Raw genomic sequence first — 16,399 nt, 5'->3', positions numbered from 1 at the left:
ATGATAAAAAACATTTCTATCTGAAAGGAGAAGAGCAAGAAGAGCAGATAATCTGCTCCAGAAGTTCAGAGGAGGTTCGCACATATATGACAGCGGAGATTCCGATACCAAGGGAGATATTCATTGAGGTTCTTGAAGAGCTGAAGAGGAGGTTCAAGGAGTACAACAGAGCCATAGCCTCTTCCGGCTACTACCTCAAGCCAATCCACTATGCTGTCAAGAACGTCGGAGGTGAAAGAAGGAGGTACGTCTATCTTGGCAGGTATTGGTGGAGGGTTAGCTATCGAGGGAGGACAAGTGAAGGCAAAGCGGTTCTGAAGTGGACCTACATTGGAAAGGAGAAGCCTAAAGGATTGCAGGAGCCTCCTGAGAATCCTCTGGATAGCATATCGATATACACGAAGATAGGGAACGAAGAAGTTTACTTCATTGTGCAGAAGAAAGGAGAGGATGCTCTGGAAAAAATAGAGAGGATTTTGGGGAAAAAGATCACTCGCTGACGCTCTTGTAGCAGAGCCACCAGTCGAGGCACTCGTACTTCTTTAGCCTCTCCGGGATCTCTCTCTTGTCTGTTGGGGGCGGCACAATTACCTTGCTTCCCATTATCTCGTTGTTTGGCCAGTTTGCCGGGATTGCAGCTTTCTCTCTGTCAGCTACCTGCAGCGCTTTGACTATCCTGAGCAGCTCGTCCATGTTCCTTCCGAGCTCCTGTGGATAGTACAGTATTGCTCTTATAATGCCGTTGGGATCTATTACGAAGACTGCTCTTACAGTCTGTGTTCCCTCTGCCTGCGCGTGGAGCATTCCGTAGAGCGATGCGATTTTGCCTGTATTGTCTGCGATGATGGGGAAAGTTATTTCAACTCCGAGCTTTTCCTTTATCCACTCGTCCCACTTTATGTGTGCGAAGACTTGATCAACGCTGAGGCCGACCAGCTGAACTCCGAGCTCCTCAAACTGCTTTATCCTCTTCTGGAAAGCGTAGAACTCTGTTGTGCATACTGGGGTGTAGTCTGCTGGGTGGCTGAAGAATATTATCCATTTTCCCTTGAAGTCGTCCGGGAATGTTATTTTCCCGTATGTCGTCTGGGCTTCGAATCTTGGTGCCTTTTCTCCTATTCTAGGCATGCTAGAGAAGACTTGACTCATGGTTTACACCTGATGTTATAATTTTAGTTCTACAATAAAAGACTTTCGTTTATATAAACAAACATGTAAAAAAGATTCAAAAAATATTTTTCTGCGAAAAATTAAATAGAAGCGCTGAAGGATGCTATCTCTGTGCTCGCAGAGGTGGATCAATTGAAGTATATTGTCTGCAGCGCCTGGCCTTATGTAAACAACGTCCCCCACCTTGGGACTATGATAGGAAGCCTGCTTTCTGGAGATGTGTACCAGAGGTACCTCAAGCTGAGGGGGGAAGAAGTCATATACGTGAGCGGCAGCGACGAGCACGGCTCTCCGATAGAAGTTGAAGCCAGGAAGAGGGGGATCGAGCCGAAGCATCTCACAGATGCCATGCACTCCTATGTGTCCGACCTCATAAAGAAATGGGAGATTGAGTTCACAAACTACACCAGGACGCACAACCCCACCCACATAAGCTTCGTGCAGCAGTTCATGCTCAAGCTGTATGAGTGCGGTTATCTGGAGAAGAAGAAGGAGATCCTCCCATACTGTCCAAAGGACAAGATCTTCCTGGCCGACAGATTCATAGAAGGCACATGCCCTTACTGCGGCTACGATAAGGCCAGAGGAGATCAGTGCGATAACTGCGGAAGGCTGCTTCACCCAACCGAGCTCATAAATCCCCACTGCGTTTTCTGCGGCAGCACCCCCATATACAAGGAAACTGAGAACTACTTCTTCAAAATGCAGCTTGTGAGGGATCAGCTCCTTGAGTGGCTGAGGAATAACAGGGAGCTCGACGACAATGTGAGGAACTACAGCCTCAATTGGGTCGAGGAAGGGCTGAAGGAGAGGAGCATCACCAGAGACATATCCTGGGGCGTCCCGTCTCCGCTCCCTGGAACCGAAGGAAAGACCATCTATGTGTGGTTCGATGCCCTCCTGGGATACATAAGCTCAGTCAAAGAGCACTTCGAGAAGGAGGGGAGGGGGGAAGAGTTCGAAAGTTGGTGGAAGGACCATGAAACGAGAACAGTATACTTCATAGGAAAGGACAACATACCCTTCCACGCCATAATATTTCCTGCCATGCTGATAGCTTCAGGAGAAGGGTATCCGCTTCCCTGGAGGATAAGCGCCACCGAGTACCTGCTTTTCCAAGAGGAAAAGTTCAGCAAGAGCAGGGGGATAGGAGTCTGGGCCGATGAAGCCCTCGAGCTTCTTCCTGCAGACTACTGGAGGTTCGCGCTGATAAGGATGAGGCCGGAAAGCAAAGACACCAGTTTCAGCTGGGTTGAGTTCTACAGGATAATAAACACTGAGCTGAACGACGACATTGGAAACCTCGTTCACAGAGTCCTGAGCTTCGTTTGGAAGAACTTCGGAGGGGAGGTACCCAGCTTTAATAACCAAGACCAGGACGTGGTGAGGGGGAGGGAGGAAGTTCAGGAATTTCTAAAGAACGCTCTGGCTGCCTATGAAAAGATAAAGCTGAAGCAGGCAAGCGAACACATACTTGAGATGGCCAGATGGGGAAACCAGTTCTTCAATGCAATGGCTCCATGGGATCTCCTCAAGAGCGACCCAGATAAGGCGGGTGCTGTGATCAACCTGGAGGTGAACCTGGTAAGGCTCATAGCCCTTCTGATGAGCCCGATAACTCCTGCCTCTTCCAGCAAAGTCTACGAAATGCTCGGCCTTGAAGGGCCTAAGGTCGGTGAGCTGAGGGATGCTTCGCTTGATTTCATCAAGCCCGGGCAGAAGATCAGAAAGCCGCAGCCCCTGTTCAGCAAGCTGCCGCCGGACTTTCTAGACAGAGTTGAAGAGCTCCTGTCGAATGCCAGAGAAAAGGCTTCGAAAAAGAGGCCGAGGATTGAAAAGACCCTGCGGATCGGCTGACCCCCTTGCTATCGAAGGCCCAGCTTTTTTTTATTTTAAAGTGATTTCTGCTCGATTTGAAAGGCTTTGAGTTTTTGAATGTTTTTGTAGGGCTTTCCGCATCAAGGTCAGACAAGCGTCAGATTTCTTAGAGCTTGAATTGTGGAGCCAAGTATGTAGTTCATCATCATGCTGCCGAGGATGACGCTGGCACCGCTTATAATCATCAGTATGCCGAGGTAGTACCAAAATGTCCTGGAGACTCCAGGAGTCACTCTTGCTATAGAAAAAGCGTTCATCACCGCCGTTGCTACTGAGAATACAGCTGTCATGTACATCACTGGTTCAATGGGGATCTGAGAGCCGAATATGGGGCCGACGATGTTCGTAGGTATCTGGGCCTGCATTGAGGCAAGTATTTGGGAAAATGAGTAGAGCAGGCTGACTACGAAGACGTTTATTACGACGATGGCCCCCTGCATTATATATGTCGTTGTCTCGAACGTCTTCGAGATCTGCAGCCTGTTTCTCCTGAGCGTTTCCCCTCTCACGGAATTAAAAACATTGAAAACCAACTAAAAGTACCGTGAGCGGGGTTAGCCCTCGGTGCGGTATCACCAGCTTCAACCGCACCCCATGGGGCTCCGTCGAGCCCAACGCCACGGGGCTCCCATTTGAGTTTAGGTATTTGAGTCCGATGTTTATTGCTCCTATGGCATCTCTATCAAGTCCACTTCCAGCTATCCTCAATCTGAACTTAACCGCTCTTATTCTCATCGCCCCTCTCAACGCAATGCGAATCACTGAGGGTTTGAACCTCCTAATGCGCTTCCTCGTGAAGGGATCTTTGGATGATGTATATGCCTCGGAGACACTCACAACATGTATAGGCTTATTGTTCAGAACCTCTATCAGCTTCGAGACATTCCACTGGTGGATTCTGTGCCTCAGCTTATCATTGTATATCTTCTCCTCTAGCTTCTTCTTACCCTTATGGACATTTCCTACAACTACTAAAGCATTATTCCGAACAGCAAGCTCTTCGATGATCTTAGCAGTCTTGCGTACTATGTCCTGCTTCCTCTCCTTCTCACTGAGCTTCTTCAGAACTTTCTTCACATCTCTATCCTTCGTTGACCTACCTTTGGTCAGCTTCTTCCTCCTCTCAGCATAAGCAATAACTATCCTTCCAAGGTTTGTCTCAACCCTGTAAACCTCTGAGAGCTTCTTCTCTCTGAACACTGCTAATGTAACATTATTCTCATTAATATCCATGGCAACAACATTTCTTGGATTGAGCTCTGCTTCGAAATCCTTTTTGAAGGTAAGATAAACAAGCACTTTCCCGTTGGCTGGTTTTAGTTTCAGCTCCTCTGAAAGCTTCCAGCCACTGTATAGATATCTGTATAGCTGTCTGTGGTGTCTATAGTGCAGTAGAATCCAGCCCCTGTGAGTTCTCACCTATATCATTCCATCCTCTAGCTTCCAGTCCTGCGAATCCGATAATGTTATTGTAACCTTCCTTACCTCGGGTTTTTTTTGTCTTGGCTGCTCCTTTTTCTTGAAATTCTCTGAAGGACTTAGCCCTCCTAGCAGCATCCCTATAGCACCCCTTGACAATCCTCGTTGGCAGCCAAGGGTATACCTCTCTAAATTTGCTGTAGAAAGCTTCGTGCAACGTCGACTGAGAAGCCTTGTGCTCCACGGCATAATCAACCATTATTTCGAGCATTCTCCTATAAGCATCCTCGATCTCTCTGAGCGCATGCATACCAATCCTGTTAGTCCATGCTTCTAGGATTACAGTCCTCTCAATGGTCTTCAACAACCTACTAAATTCCTCCAGCTCTTTCTCTTTCTATGCTCCTCTGACAAGCCTTTCATATTCTGATTCTGGGATGTACCATCTGCCGTGGATGTTAATTGCCCTGATTTTTCCCTGCTTAATCCACTTGATAACAGCACTGCGGCTTACACCAACAGTTCTGGTGAACTCGCTCAGCTTGTAGAGCTTCTCCACCATAATTCATCAAGTATCTACCAGTATTTAAAAGTATTTAAATTTATCGTTAAATCGAAAACAGCCTCGCGTAGAGGTTCTCCAGAATTCCCGTGAGCTTTCCGAGCTCAACTATGAGCATGGGCCTCAGCGCCTTTGCCTGGTTTGGAAGGGTCTCGTAGTTGAGAGCGTAGCTCCTTATGAATACTGGGAAGAAGTCGTCTATCTCCCTTATCAACCCCTCTATTCCCTTGGCCAGCCATCCCGGTGCCAGAAACATTGCTCCGAAGGCGATCAAGAGAGCTCCCAAGATGTTGAAGGTCATCCTTCCCGTGAGGGCAAGATATGCTGAAGCGATTATCGAAGATGCCGCTATGGCAGTTGAAGATAAGTCGATGATCCTGTAAACCGGAGGCCTGGGCTTCATCTTTGTTTCATAAACTTCAGGCGGCATGGTGAGGTAGAGGAGCAGAGCAACTGAAGCAACAGTCGCCATTACAAAGAAGCGGCCTTCCACTGCTGTAAAGCATGGAGAAGAGAAAGCTAAAAACTGGCAAGGCCTATGACGGCCTAGATCAAGAAACAGAAACCATTTATTAAGGCTGAAGGGATACTTTTTTGAAGGGTCCTGAAGGTGTAGAAGAGGAATGTCTTCAGTAATGCAGAGCAAGAAGCAGATATTGATAAGCCAGCTCTCTGTGCTGCTATTTGCCGTTGTGGCTGGATTCCTTGGAAGAACCGGCGCGATATACTGGGCCTTCATCTTTCTCTATTTCATTGTCTATATGTACCTCATGAGCAGGTTTGGGCAGCCAAAGCATCCCAGCTCAGCAAAGGCCTCTGAGCTCGAGAAGGGAAAGGTGTTATACGAGGAAGCCAGGCCGTTCGAATATGTGCAGAGCGATAAGCAATATCCCGCCGAAATGCAGGAGCAGATGAAGATGATGAACGTGAGCATGATCCTGTCCTTCGTTGTTCTCTTTTACTTCTTCCTAGCCTTCGGCCCAATCACGCAGTACATAGCTCCCAAGTTCTCTGACCCGAGGATAGGAATGACTGTCGCCTATCTCGTCCTTTTCGAGGGGAGCTTCCTCATAAGCACGGTGGGGCAACTCTACACGAGCGCGAGAATGAAGAAGCAGAACAAGAAGATGGTTGCGTTCAACATACCAAGAAGCTTTCTCGTGACCACGGAGGGCATAGTTTTGAAGGGGTTGGCGTCGAGCAGCGGTTTGAAGTTCCCGCTAAGAGGCTTCAGGGTGGAGCTGAACGAAGAGAGGAAGTTTGTTGAGTTGGTGAACGAAACCGATAAAAGCATATACAAGATAAGGCTATACACCAAGAGCCCGAAGAAGCTATATGACATAATAATGAGGAGGATCGAGGGAAGATCTCAGGGAGGAGATGATGAGGAAAAACTGTCGGAGCATGAGCGATGAAGTCACCTGTCTCAGCTGATTTCACTGTTTGGCTCTGCATCTTCCACAACCGCAAAGTCCTCAGCTCCCTCTAGAGCCTTTCACTTCATTTGACCTGTTGGCCCTCACTGCACGTTCGAAAGCTTTTCCTGTGCCCACAGATCTTTCTTGGCTGATTGAATAGCATTATATGCAGGTTCTTGGCGGGGCCTCCTCTTTCCCGGCCTAGTACTTACGCTGACCATTTTTTCCCTGAACTTGATGAGCGACCACTTGGTTGGCGTGCTAGTGGAAAAAGAAAAATTGCCTCAGATTTTATCGACCACTGTCTATCCTTTTTCCGGCAGTTTTTTAAAGTAAAACAGATAATTCTATCCACATTGGAGGTGTTTGAAGAAGTGGAGGACGGAGAATACATAGAGCTCTACGGCGAGCTGGTTTCTCTGAAGGAGCTCGGGATCTCCTCTGCGATATGCACGGCAATGGCCTTTCTGTTGTTCGCGCTCTCCCCCTATATAGCATCGTTATTAGGGATGTCGAACCTGAGCAACGCGCTCAAGATAACTCTGGGAGCTGTTGGGGCTTCCATTGGATTCTTCCTCTCCATACCCTTGACGAAAGTGAAGAGAAAAATAGTAGTCGAGGGAGAGTGAAATGGATCTCGCGATATTTGCTCAGGCTGCGTTGCTCTCCGCCATTTCAGCTTTGATCTACATATTCATTGGAATACTTCCGGGCACAGATGAAACGGCGACGATGGCTCCCATAGCCCTAGCCCTCCTGCTCTCCGGCTTGGATCCCATTCTCGTTCTTGCCTGGTTCATGGCCTCCATAGTAGCCTTCAAAATCGGAGATGCCGTCCCCGTTGCTCTAGCTGGAATACCCGGAGGCGTCATGGCAGTCCCTCAGGTTCCCGATGCACTGGTGGCCAAGGAGCACGGCATGTCAGACATTCTGCTCAGAAAAGGAAATTCGGCTGCCCTCATCTCTGCGCTCGTGGTGACCCTGTTCGTCCTGGGCGTTTCCTATGCGCTCATGCCCGTAGGAGCATGGCTCAACACACAGGATATATTCCTCGGGCTCAAGATATACAGATGGTTCTGGCTCATTCTCCTGGGCGTAATCTTTCTGGCTGCTACTTCAAAGAATAAGTGGCTAGCCTTCCTAATGATACCCTCCTTCGCTATACTCGTGCAGGGAGTGAGGGGGGTTTACGGAAAATCGGTCTCCGTCAGCCTTTTCCTCGGAATAACCATCGGACCCATGCTGTTCGAGCTGCTGAGCGCACTCAACAGAGAGCTCAGAAAATCACTCGAGAGGAAGGGTTTGAAGGGAGTAAAGCTGGCCAAAGTAGGAAAGATTTCGCTCAATCCCTTTTCAAACATGAGCAGGGAAGAGCTCCTGCATGTGCTGATATGGTCTCCAATTTCTTCAATTCTAGCTACTGTGATGTCTCCGGTTGGACTCACCATACTCATTGGAGATACGCTGAGAGAGACGAAGAGAGAGAAGCTCCAGGGATCCCTCCTCGCCTACACTGTAAGGGAAGGGATTAAGCTGGGAACCTACATAGGAGGAACGCTTGTACCGTTGCTCGTCATAGGTCAGGCTACAGGCCCAATGAGCGCCGGCCCCGCCGCACCGTTTTTCCAATCGCTACCAAACATCGGTGTACCGGCGTTCAAATACATCCTCACTCACTATAGCTACGGAGAAATAGCAGCGCTTGTCGTCTTTTCTGTAGCAGTCTCTCTCCTCATCGCATATCCCATCATAGTGAAGTATTCGAGGCAACTGACCATCCTAGTGTTCAGGAGAGTTTCTGCTGAAGCCCTCTACGGCATTTTCATAGCAATTGTCCTCCTCCTGGCGTTCTACGATGCCGGCATACCGGGGATATTCGGAATGCTGCTCGTGGCCCTCCTCTCTGGAGCGGTGAGCAGGCTGGGAGTCTCGCTGGGGGTTCTATTCATGGTCCTCGTGGGCGCTCCCTATATAACGGCGATCCTATCAGCTATCTGAGGTGAAGTCTTTGAAGGTCGTGGCGTCTGCCCCGGGAAAAGTCACTCTCTTCGGAGAGCACGCTGTCGTGTACGGACACCCAGCCTTAGTTGTAGCTATAGATAGGAGAGTATACGCAGTGGCAGAGCCCAGGAGCGATGATGTCGTCAAGATATGCGCAAGGGATCTCAGAGTCCCCGGAATAGTGATATCATATGTTGGAAATGAGGTGGTTCTGGAGACGGACTACGGGATGGTTCTTCCAGCCATCGCTTACATTAACAAGGCCATAGAGCTGACGGCGAGAAACCTCGGGATCCGAAAGGGAATCAATATAGAGATAAAGTCCGAGATGCCTGTCGGGGCTGGACTGGGAACCTCTGCTGCAGTTGCTGTTTCGACCATAGCCTCATATGCTGAAGCGAACGGATACAGCTTGACCAAGGAGGAGATAGCAAAGCTGGGATGGGAGGTGGAGAAGGAGGTGCAGGGGATCGCCTCCCCAATGGATACGTCGATAACTTCATTCGGGGGATACATGAGGATTCGCTACAGCGGAAGCTCTGTGGAGAGAGAGCCGCTCAGCTTCAAAGGAGATCTGCCCCTGCTGATAGGATACGTGGAGAGGGAAGCAAGAACGAAGGACATGGTTGCGATGGTGAAAGAAAGAATGAAGAAGTACCCCGAAATATTCGAGGGCATAATGAAGATGATAGGCTTTATTGTCGAGAGGGCAGAAGCTTCCCTGAGGAGCAGAGATTTGAAAGAAATCGGCTTCCTGATGAACCTGAATCACTCACTCCTCGATGCTCTCGGAGTTTCCACTAGAAGGCTCAACGAGCTGGTTCATGTGGCTAGAGATTCTGGAGCATACGGAGCTAAGCTCACCGGAGCTGGAGGAGGGGGTTGCGTGATAGCACTGGTTCCAGAAAGAGAGGAAGTCGTGGAGACAGCGATGAGGCTCCACGGCTCCATGGTTCTGAAGACCAAGCTCGGGGCAGAGGGGGTAAAGGTTGAAAAGATTTCTCACTGAGGTCTGAGAGAGCTTCTCTCAGAGTTGAGAAACGAGCTGCGGCAGCTCAGCCAGGGATCGCAGCACGTAGGCCCTCTTTCCTATTGAGAAGCTCGCCGGAGAATCCCTTTTGACCAGCACAGCAACAGCACCCGCCATGACGGCCCCGGCGAGGTCGTTCTCAAGAGAGTCTCCCACGTGGATCAGCTCTTCCAGCCTGCAGCCAAGCTTGTTTGCCAGGAGCTCGAACGCTTCCTTATCCGGCTTCTGAACACCAGCTTCATCGGAAAACAGAGATGCTTGGAAGAATCTCAGAAGACCGTTTTTCTCCAATATGAGCCTCGTTATCATTCCCGGCCAGAACATGACATTTCCGAGAAGGCCCATCCTGATCCCTTTCTCATGAAGCCCTTCAACTGCTCTCCTAGCGTCCTCGAATGCCATCTTTTCCGCTTCTTTTCTCGAGACAGCCTTCACCAGGGCTCTGAATAGATCCTCCTGGGAAGCTCGTAGCTCCTCAGCGAACACTTCCGCGGAATCGAGGATGGGGCTCTTGAACGCTCTTTCCAGCCTCAGTCCATACGCTCTTCTGTAAGCTCTGAACAGAGCATCCTCTGTTTCGCTCCTCTCTTTTCCCAAGATTGCCGAGAGCTCTTCGGCTATCAGTGAATAGAACATCCCCAAGTCCAGCAGCGTGTTCCATATGTCGAAGGATACGCACTTCATCATCCTGCCCCAATCATCCCTTTCTGCCGTACTTAGCTATGAACTCGTCGAGCATCCTCTTTGCTTCAAATGGGGATGAGACGGGCTTCGGAGGGTGCTTCATGTAGTAAGCGCTCGCCTCCTGAATAGGTCCCGCGAGTTTGTTGTCCAGCGCAAGCTTTGCCAGCCTGATGAGATCTACCATAGCAGCTGCGTACATGCTCTTGTCGTCGACCTTCAGCTTCACGTCGAGCTCTACTGGAAAGCCTAGGAAAGATGTGGCCTTGATGTAGATGTATGCTATTTTCGTGTTCCCCAGAAACGGAACCCAGTCGCTTGGACCTATCCTTATCCTCTTCGCCTGTATTATCTCAGCGGGGTTCTTGAGAGTGTGAGCCACCGCGCTCGTCTTGCTCTCCCTCTTGCTGCTCAGCCTCTCCTCTTCCTTCATGTTCAGAAAGTCCGTGTTCCCACCTATATTCAGTTGATAGGTTTCGTTGACGGTGAGGCCCCTCTCCCTCATCAGCGCAGTCAATGAGGAATGCAGTATAGTCGCCCCGAACTGCCCCTTTATGTCATCTCCCAGAAGAGGAAGTCCTGCTTTCCTGTACTTCTCCTGCCACTCGCCCTTCGGATCGCTCGCTATGAAGACAGGCATGCCGTTTATGAAAGCAGCCCCTGCCCTGAGGGCAGCTTCAGCATAGAACCTCGTGGCTTCCTCCGATCCCACTGGAAGCATGTTGATTATCACTTCCGCCCCGGAATCCTTCATGGCCTTCACGATTTCATCCATGCTCACTTCCCTCCCGTGGGGCATGAATATGCTCCTCATGTGCTCAGCAACGCCGTCGAGAACAGGGCCCGCAATTACCTTGACTCCGGTTCTAGTATCATCCAGAAGCCTTGGGAATATGTTTGGGCCCTCGAAGATCGCCTCCCCGAGGTCCTTGTTTATCTTCCTCACGTCCACGTCTATGGCGAGAACGAAGTCTATGTCCTGTATCTTGTAGCCTCCAATATCTTCGTACAGCACTTCCTTCGTTCTGGAAGGATCCTTCTTCGCCAGGAGGACCCCCTGGACTATGGCTGAAGCGCAGTTTCCAATTCCTATTAGTCCTACCTTTATCTTCCCCATGCTCATCACGTATAAATTTTTTTATATGTAATTCGAAACATCAATTAGAAGCACTCATTAAAAAACTTTTCAGGCTGGTAAAATGACAGATCCGAAGACGTCTAAGGCATTCGAAAGGCTGAAGAAGAAGCTGGAGGGGGAAGTTCTGTGGATTTACATATCGAACCTGCTGATGGAAGAAGGGGGACTGAGCGTCGTTGAACTGAAGAGGAGGCTGAAGGAAAAATTCGACATCTCGGTGAAAACTGTGTATCTCTACACAGTCCTGTACAGAATGGAAAGGGAAGGTCTTGTCGAGAGGAGGACTGAAGCTGGGAAGGAGAGCGTCTACCTCCTCGAAGAAAGGGGAAAAGAGATCTACCGCAGAGGGCTAGAGTATTTGAGGAGCAAGCTGAAGCTTCTCTCAGTAGGGGAGGAAGCCGAGTGAGAGGGGGAGCTCTCTGCTGTAGGTGTACTCCTCTTCAGACTTTTCGAACAGAAATATGTGCTCATGTTCGATTAGGAGGAAGTCTCTCTCCTTCCTCTTTCTCCATGCTATGGTACCTGTCATGTTGTGCTGGACTTTGATTATGTGCTCTCTGAGCGTGAATCCAGCCTTAAGGAACTGGAGCATAACCATGTAGCCAAGAGGTATGATGTGCTTCTTTGCCCTGGCATCCCCAACCATTATGGCGGCCTTCTTCCCGGGCTTCAGGATTCTGTAGAGCTCCCTTGCCACCTTCCCCATTTCCCTCAGATAATCTTCCAGCTTGAGCCTTGAGAGATCCCCATCGGCCTCGCTCCCGCTGGAATACCTTATTATTCCAGCATAGGGGGGATGACCAGCCACAAGATCTACGCTCTCATTTTCCAGAAGGTTGAGGTTCCTCGCATCTCCTTTGAAGAGCTTCACCTGAGCCTCCCTTTCCAGGAGGGGCTCGATCCTGCTCCAAGCGAGCATTACAGCTTTTTCATTTACATCAACGCCTATGCACTTCCTCCGCAAGAGGGCGCACTCTATTAATGTCGTGCCGCTTCCCATGAAGGGGTCCAGGACAAGCTCTCCTTCTTTGGAGTAGAGGAGGATGAGGTTCCTCGCCACCTGCGGAGCCCAGTTGCCCCTGTAGGAAGAATTGTGCTTGTGAGTAGCCCACTTGCCCCTGACTGGAAAGCTCCAGACAGTTGTTTTTTCAACTTCGAATCCTTTTGGCTCTACCTTTCTCGGATTAGGGACCTTGAGGGAGAACTCCCTGCCTCCCATGACGACTCTTTGATTGGCGTCTCTGAAGCGGAGGAAGTCTTCATATGTTACTTCGCTCATCCCCTCCGACAGCAGAGCGTGATGCAAAGCTATTTTTTCCGCATAAATCTCTGCTTCCACCAACCGCCATCACTGAAAAAAAGATAACGCATAAAATAGGATCAAAAATGGCAGGGCGATGCTGCTCACTCTTCGATTGCTTCCCTATCGTATGGTTTTCCCAAGGAAGCTGGCATTTCAGCTTTTCGAGAAGTGTAGATGAGGATGATGAGAGTTACAATGAAAGGCAGCATGAAGAGGAGCTGATAGGGCAGGTTCACTTCCATTGCCTGTAGAGTATAGACCAGGACTTCAACGCCAGCAAACAGGAGAGCCCCCAGGAGGATGGGCAGGGGACTCCACCTTCCAAATATCGTTATCGCTATCGAAATCCATCCCCTCCCACTGACAATTGTATTTGTATAGATCCCAGTGAACCCGAGAGCGAGATAGGCACCGGCCATCCCCATGAGAGCGCTCCCAATGATAGTGAAGACGTGCCTCATTAGGAAGACCTTGATTCCAAGCGCATCAGCTGCTCTCGGATTTTCGCCAATGCTTCTCACTTTCAGTCCAAAGGTAGTGCTGAAGAGGAGATAGTGCAGGCCAATAGCGAGGAGAATAGTTAGATAGACCATGATATCTTGGTTGAAAAGAACTGGACCCAGATATGGGATCTGCGAAAGGAGGGGTATGCTGATTTTCGGAAGCAAATTCACCCTTGGTGGAGATAAAGTTACACCTATGATCTCCTTATAGAGGAGAGAGCCGAATCCTGTTGCGAAGATGTACAGAAGTATTCCAACTATGAACTGGTCTATTTTCAAGTAGTTCGCAAAGAACGTCATCATGATTCCAATAAGAACACCAACACCTAAGCCGGCCAGTATCCCAAGCAGATAGCTTCCGCTGAAGTATGTAACCAAAAACGCTGTGCTGGCTCCGCTCAGCATAACGCCTTCAGTCGAAACATTGAAAACGCCCACCCTGCCGCCTATCATAATTCCCATTGATGCCAGAGAATATGGAACCATCAATACAAGAACGTAGCTCATCAAGCTAGTTAATTCTGCGTAGTCCATGCCTTTCACCTCCTCCTCTGCCTGAAAGCATCTACTGTCATTATAAATAGCATCATCAGAGCTTCGGTTATCAGTGCTATTTCATACGGGGTTCCCATGGTTCTCTGCATAGCATTTGCGCCAATCTCTATTACAGAGAAGAAGAAAGAAGTGAGAAGCAGCAAAATGGGATTACCTCTAGCCATCAGGCTGACGATAATTGCGAGATTAGCATAGTTGCTCTGCATACCCTCAACGAATCTGAAGTAGAGGCCGGATACCTCCAATCCTCCTGCTAATCCGGCGACCGCGCCTCCAATTACAAGAGAAAGTGGGAATAAGTAATTGGTTTTGATCCCAAATTTGAATGCCGCTATCGGGTTAGATCCGGTTGCTCTCAGCTCATATCCAAATACGCTTTTGTATATGGCGAGAAATGCTACAAGAGCTACAGCAACAGCAATTAGAGAACCGATGTTGATCTGAGCTCCTATAATTGGGAGGTGGGCTGAGGGGGAAATTGGGATCGTCATGGGATGTCCTGCTGAGACGTCTCTCCACCTACCCAGAGCAAATAGATCTACTAAGTAGAAGGAAATGAAGTTCATGAGAATTGTGGATATTATCTCATTAACATTGAATAAGTAAAGTAGCGCTGCTGGAATGCTGGCCCAGAGGGCTCCCATAATCATGGCGAACAACAACATTGAAGGGATAAGAATGTAGCTGGGAAAACCTGAGAGCCCGATTCCCACTACAGCGGCTCCAACAGCACCCAAAAGGAATTGCCCCTCAATGCCGACGTTGAATTTTCTGGCTGCTAGAGGTATCGAGAACCCAACACCCATCAAATAGATTGGAGTAAACTTGAATATTGTCAAGGCGAAGTTTGGAAGCGATGAGAAACTTGTGGTTAGTATGGTTTTATAGCCTGTTAGAACGTCCTGGTGCAGGGAAAGAAGGATGATGCCGGCCACGGCAAATGCTGCGATGACGGCCAGCAAATAATATAGCACAGTGCGAAGTTCTCTCTTCAGAGAGGATATCGAGATCTTTTCCACATGCATTCACCTCATTTGACTCCTGCCATCAGCAAGCCGATCCTCTGCTTGTTGAACTCCTCTCTCCTGAGGATCCCTGCTATTTCACCTTTGTACATCACTGCTATTCTGTCCGAAACAAGCATAAGCTCGTCCAGATCTTCCGATACGAAGATTATCGAGTTTCCTCTGTTTCTGAGTTCGATTAGCTTTTTCAAGATCCTCTCTGTTGCTCCGATATCGAGCCCTCTGGTTGGATTATAGGCAATAATCAGTTCGGGATTTAGCATTAGGGCTTTTGCCACTACAACTTTTTGTATGTTGCCTCCGCTCAATCTGCCAACTCTGACCTGTTCGCTCGGGGCCTTTATTTCATATTCGCTAATAGCTTTTCTAGCATTCTCGTTCATCTTATTGTAGAGTAGAAATCCCCTTCTCTGAAACTCCTTGAATCTTTGAAAGCCCAAGATCAAGTTCTCAGAAACGCTCATGGTTGGAAGAGAGCCGTCGATCAGTCTATCTTCTGGTATGAATCTGAATCCCGCCTCTATTCTATCTTTTATTGTCAGCTTAGAAATTTCTTTTCCTTTGAAAAATATCTTTCCTTTTTGCTGTTTATGTACTCCCATTATGGTTTCGCACAGTTCCTTCTGTCCATTGCCAGACACGCCAGCTATACCTAAAATTTCCCCGCTGTATGTAGCGAGCGATATTCCCTTGAGGTCGACTTCCCCCACTCTCGCCCAGAGATCTTCTATTCTGAGGACCTCGGTTCTTTCGCCGGCTGCAGGTATAGAAGTCATCCCTCCTATCTCGCTTTCCAGGTCGACTTTCCTTCCAACCATCATTTCGACGATCTTTTCTGCATCCATTTCTTCCTTCTTCATTTCTCCAATCTTTTTCCCCTTTCTGAGAACTACTACCCTATCTACAGTCTCAAGAATTTCTCTTATCTTGTGGGTTATCAGAACTACGCTTATTCCTCTTTTTTTCATAGCTAGCACGGAGCGGAGCAGCTCATCTGTTTCCTGGGGGGTTAAGTTGGTTGTAGGTTCATCGAGTATCAGAAGCTCGGCCATTCTGTAGAGCGCTTTTAAGATCTCTACTCTCTGCTGAATTCCAGCGGGGAGGTACTTAACTTTCTCTTCGAGAGGAACTTCCAATTTGTGCTCCTTCATTAATTCCTCTACTCTCTCTCTGTATTTGCGGATATCCATTTTGGTGAAGTCGTTTTTCCCTGTTGTAGTGCCAAGTATTATGTTCTCCAGAGCAGTGAAATTTCTCACCAGCTTGAAGTGCTGGTGAACCATGAAAATTTTGCGAGAAATTGCGTCCTTGGGGGACTGTATTTTGACTTCCTCGCCATTGATGATGATTTTTCCGCTGTCGGCTCTGTAGAGGCCGTAGAGTATATTCATTAGTGTCGTTTTTCCTGCACCGTTTTCTCCAACCAGCCCTACTACTTCTCCAGCGCCTATCTTCAGCGAAACGCCATCTAAGGCCTGCACTTCACCGAATCGCTTTCTGATATCGATCATCTCAACTTCCAAACTTACCACCGCAGTGGATATGCTCAGGCACTGAACTTCTCATTAATTTACATTTAAGTTACATCATAGTTAAGTTAAGAAGCCAGTATATATAATTTTTTTAAATATATATGTCACAAAAATTTAAATATAAATATACCAAATATAATTATCAATGTAGAATATAACAAAATAAATCGTGTAAGGTGTGTGT

At 48.4% G+C, this 16,399-nt stretch carries 18 protein-coding genes and 1 pseudogene; 7 read left to right on the top strand and 12 right to left on the bottom strand.

Going from position 1 to position 16,399, the window contains the following annotated elements; translation table 11 throughout:
• Positions 1-86 precede the first annotated feature (86 nt).
• Positions 87-500, top strand: coding sequence for a hypothetical protein (locus ACLGLO_RS03395; protein ID WP_492128986.1), 414 nt, complete (start codon positions 87-89; stop codon positions 498-500).
• On the opposite strand, the gene ACLGLO_RS03390 is transcribed toward ACLGLO_RS03395, so the two are convergent.
• On the bottom strand, positions 490-1,149 hold the full coding sequence (locus ACLGLO_RS03390; RefSeq protein ID WP_492128985.1) for a peroxiredoxin: 660 nt from the start codon (positions 1,147-1,149) through the stop codon (positions 490-492). The two genes, ACLGLO_RS03395 and ACLGLO_RS03390, sit on opposite strands and share 11 nt — an antisense overlap.
• Positions 1,150-1,293: 144 nt before the next feature.
• Between ACLGLO_RS03390 and metG the strand changes: the two genes are divergently transcribed.
• On the top strand, positions 1,294-3,027 hold the full coding sequence (gene metG / locus ACLGLO_RS03385; protein ID WP_492129129.1) for a methionine--tRNA ligase: 1,734 nt from the start codon (positions 1,294-1,296) through the stop codon (positions 3,025-3,027).
• Positions 3,028-3,134: 107 nt separating this feature from the next.
• Here the strand turns inward: metG and ACLGLO_RS03380 are convergent, their stop codons facing one another.
• From ACLGLO_RS03380 to ACLGLO_RS03360, 5 genes and pseudogenes are all read right to left on the bottom strand, one after another.
• Positions 3,135-3,581: a hypothetical protein gene (locus ACLGLO_RS03380; protein ID WP_492128984.1), complete on the bottom strand. Its 447-nt coding sequence runs from the start codon at positions 3,579-3,581 to the stop codon at positions 3,135-3,137.
• The gene (locus tag ACLGLO_RS03375) at positions 3,562-4,467 is read right to left on the bottom strand and encodes an IS200/IS605 family accessory protein TnpB-related protein (protein WP_492128983.1); all 906 of its coding nucleotides are present in this window, start codon (positions 4,465-4,467) and stop codon (positions 3,562-3,564) included. The genes ACLGLO_RS03380 and ACLGLO_RS03375 overlap by 20 nt, the downstream gene beginning before the upstream one ends.
• Complete coding sequence (locus ACLGLO_RS03370; RefSeq protein WP_492128982.1) at positions 4,430-4,831, bottom strand: hypothetical protein; 402 nt, start codon at positions 4,829-4,831, stop codon at positions 4,430-4,432. Before ACLGLO_RS03370 ends, ACLGLO_RS03375 begins: the two co-directional genes overlap by 38 nt.
• 39 nt (positions 4,832-4,870) lie before the next feature.
• Positions 4,871-5,029: pseudogene (locus tag ACLGLO_RS03365) on the bottom strand (helix-turn-helix domain-containing protein); the annotation flags it as partial.
• Positions 5,030-5,075: 46 nt separating this feature from the next.
• A complete protein-coding gene (locus ACLGLO_RS03360) occupies positions 5,076-5,522 on the bottom strand; it encodes a hypothetical protein (RefSeq protein ID WP_492128981.1) in 447 nt (148 codons plus the stop codon).
• A gap of 130 nt (positions 5,523-5,652) precedes the next feature.
• Here ACLGLO_RS03360 and ACLGLO_RS03355 point away from each other — a divergent pair, with 130 nt between their 5' ends.
• The 4 genes from ACLGLO_RS03355 (at position 5,653) to mvk (ending at position 9,457) form a co-directional block, all read left to right on the top strand.
• On the top strand, positions 5,653-6,444 hold the full coding sequence (locus tag ACLGLO_RS03355; RefSeq protein WP_492128980.1) for a DUF2208 family protein: 792 nt from the start codon (positions 5,653-5,655) through the stop codon (positions 6,442-6,444).
• 377 nt (positions 6,445-6,821) lie between these two features.
• Entirely contained in the window at positions 6,822-7,076 is a 255-nt protein-coding gene (locus tag ACLGLO_RS03350) for a hypothetical protein (protein WP_492128979.1), read from the top strand.
• Position 7,077: 1 nt separating this feature from the next.
• Complete coding sequence (locus tag ACLGLO_RS03345; protein WP_492128978.1) at positions 7,078-8,445, top strand: tripartite tricarboxylate transporter permease; 1,368 nt, start codon at positions 7,078-7,080, stop codon at positions 8,443-8,445.
• 19 nt (positions 8,446-8,464) lie between these two features.
• The gene (mvk, locus tag ACLGLO_RS03340; protein WP_492129128.1) at positions 8,465-9,457 is read left to right on the top strand and encodes a mevalonate kinase; all 993 of its coding nucleotides are present in this window, start codon (positions 8,465-8,467) and stop codon (positions 9,455-9,457) included.
• Positions 9,458-9,475: 18 nt separating this feature from the next.
• Here mvk and ACLGLO_RS03335 read toward each other — a convergent pair whose 3' ends face one another.
• Positions 9,476-10,162 (bottom strand): HAD family hydrolase, encoded by a 687-nt coding sequence (locus ACLGLO_RS03335; RefSeq protein ID WP_492128977.1) that lies wholly within the window; start codon positions 10,160-10,162, stop codon positions 9,476-9,478.
• Positions 10,163-10,175: 13 nt separating this feature from the next.
• The gene (locus ACLGLO_RS03330; protein ID WP_492128976.1) at positions 10,176-11,276 is read right to left on the bottom strand and encodes an inositol-3-phosphate synthase; all 1,101 of its coding nucleotides are present in this window, start codon (positions 11,274-11,276) and stop codon (positions 10,176-10,178) included.
• A gap of 82 nt (positions 11,277-11,358) precedes the next feature.
• On the opposite strand from ACLGLO_RS03330, the gene ACLGLO_RS03325 reads away from it, so the two are divergent.
• On the top strand, positions 11,359-11,703 hold the full coding sequence (locus tag ACLGLO_RS03325; RefSeq protein WP_492128975.1) for a PadR family transcriptional regulator: 345 nt from the start codon (positions 11,359-11,361) through the stop codon (positions 11,701-11,703).
• Here the strand turns inward: ACLGLO_RS03325 and ACLGLO_RS03320 are convergent.
• From ACLGLO_RS03320 to ACLGLO_RS03305, 4 genes are all read right to left on the bottom strand, one after another.
• Complete coding sequence (locus ACLGLO_RS03320; protein ID WP_492128974.1) at positions 11,680-12,636, bottom strand: TRM11 family SAM-dependent methyltransferase; 957 nt, start codon at positions 12,634-12,636, stop codon at positions 11,680-11,682. The genes ACLGLO_RS03325 and ACLGLO_RS03320 overlap by 24 nt on opposite strands.
• Positions 12,637-12,701: 65 nt before the next feature.
• A complete protein-coding gene (locus ACLGLO_RS03315) occupies positions 12,702-13,637 on the bottom strand; it encodes an ABC transporter permease (RefSeq protein ID WP_492128973.1) in 936 nt (311 codons plus the stop codon).
• Positions 13,638-13,642: 5 nt separating this feature from the next.
• Positions 13,643-14,677: an ABC transporter permease gene (locus ACLGLO_RS03310; RefSeq protein ID WP_492128972.1), complete on the bottom strand. Its 1,035-nt coding sequence runs from the start codon at positions 14,675-14,677 to the stop codon at positions 13,643-13,645.
• Positions 14,678-14,688: 11 nt separating this feature from the next.
• Positions 14,689-16,206, bottom strand: coding sequence for an ABC transporter ATP-binding protein (locus ACLGLO_RS03305; RefSeq protein ID WP_492128971.1), 1,518 nt, complete (start codon positions 16,204-16,206; stop codon positions 14,689-14,691).
• Between the last annotated feature and the right edge of the window lie 193 nt (positions 16,207-16,399).

The organism is Fervidicoccus sp. SLHALR4 (assembly GCF_058692745.1).
This window is presented reverse-complemented; position numbering and strand designations above follow the sequence as displayed.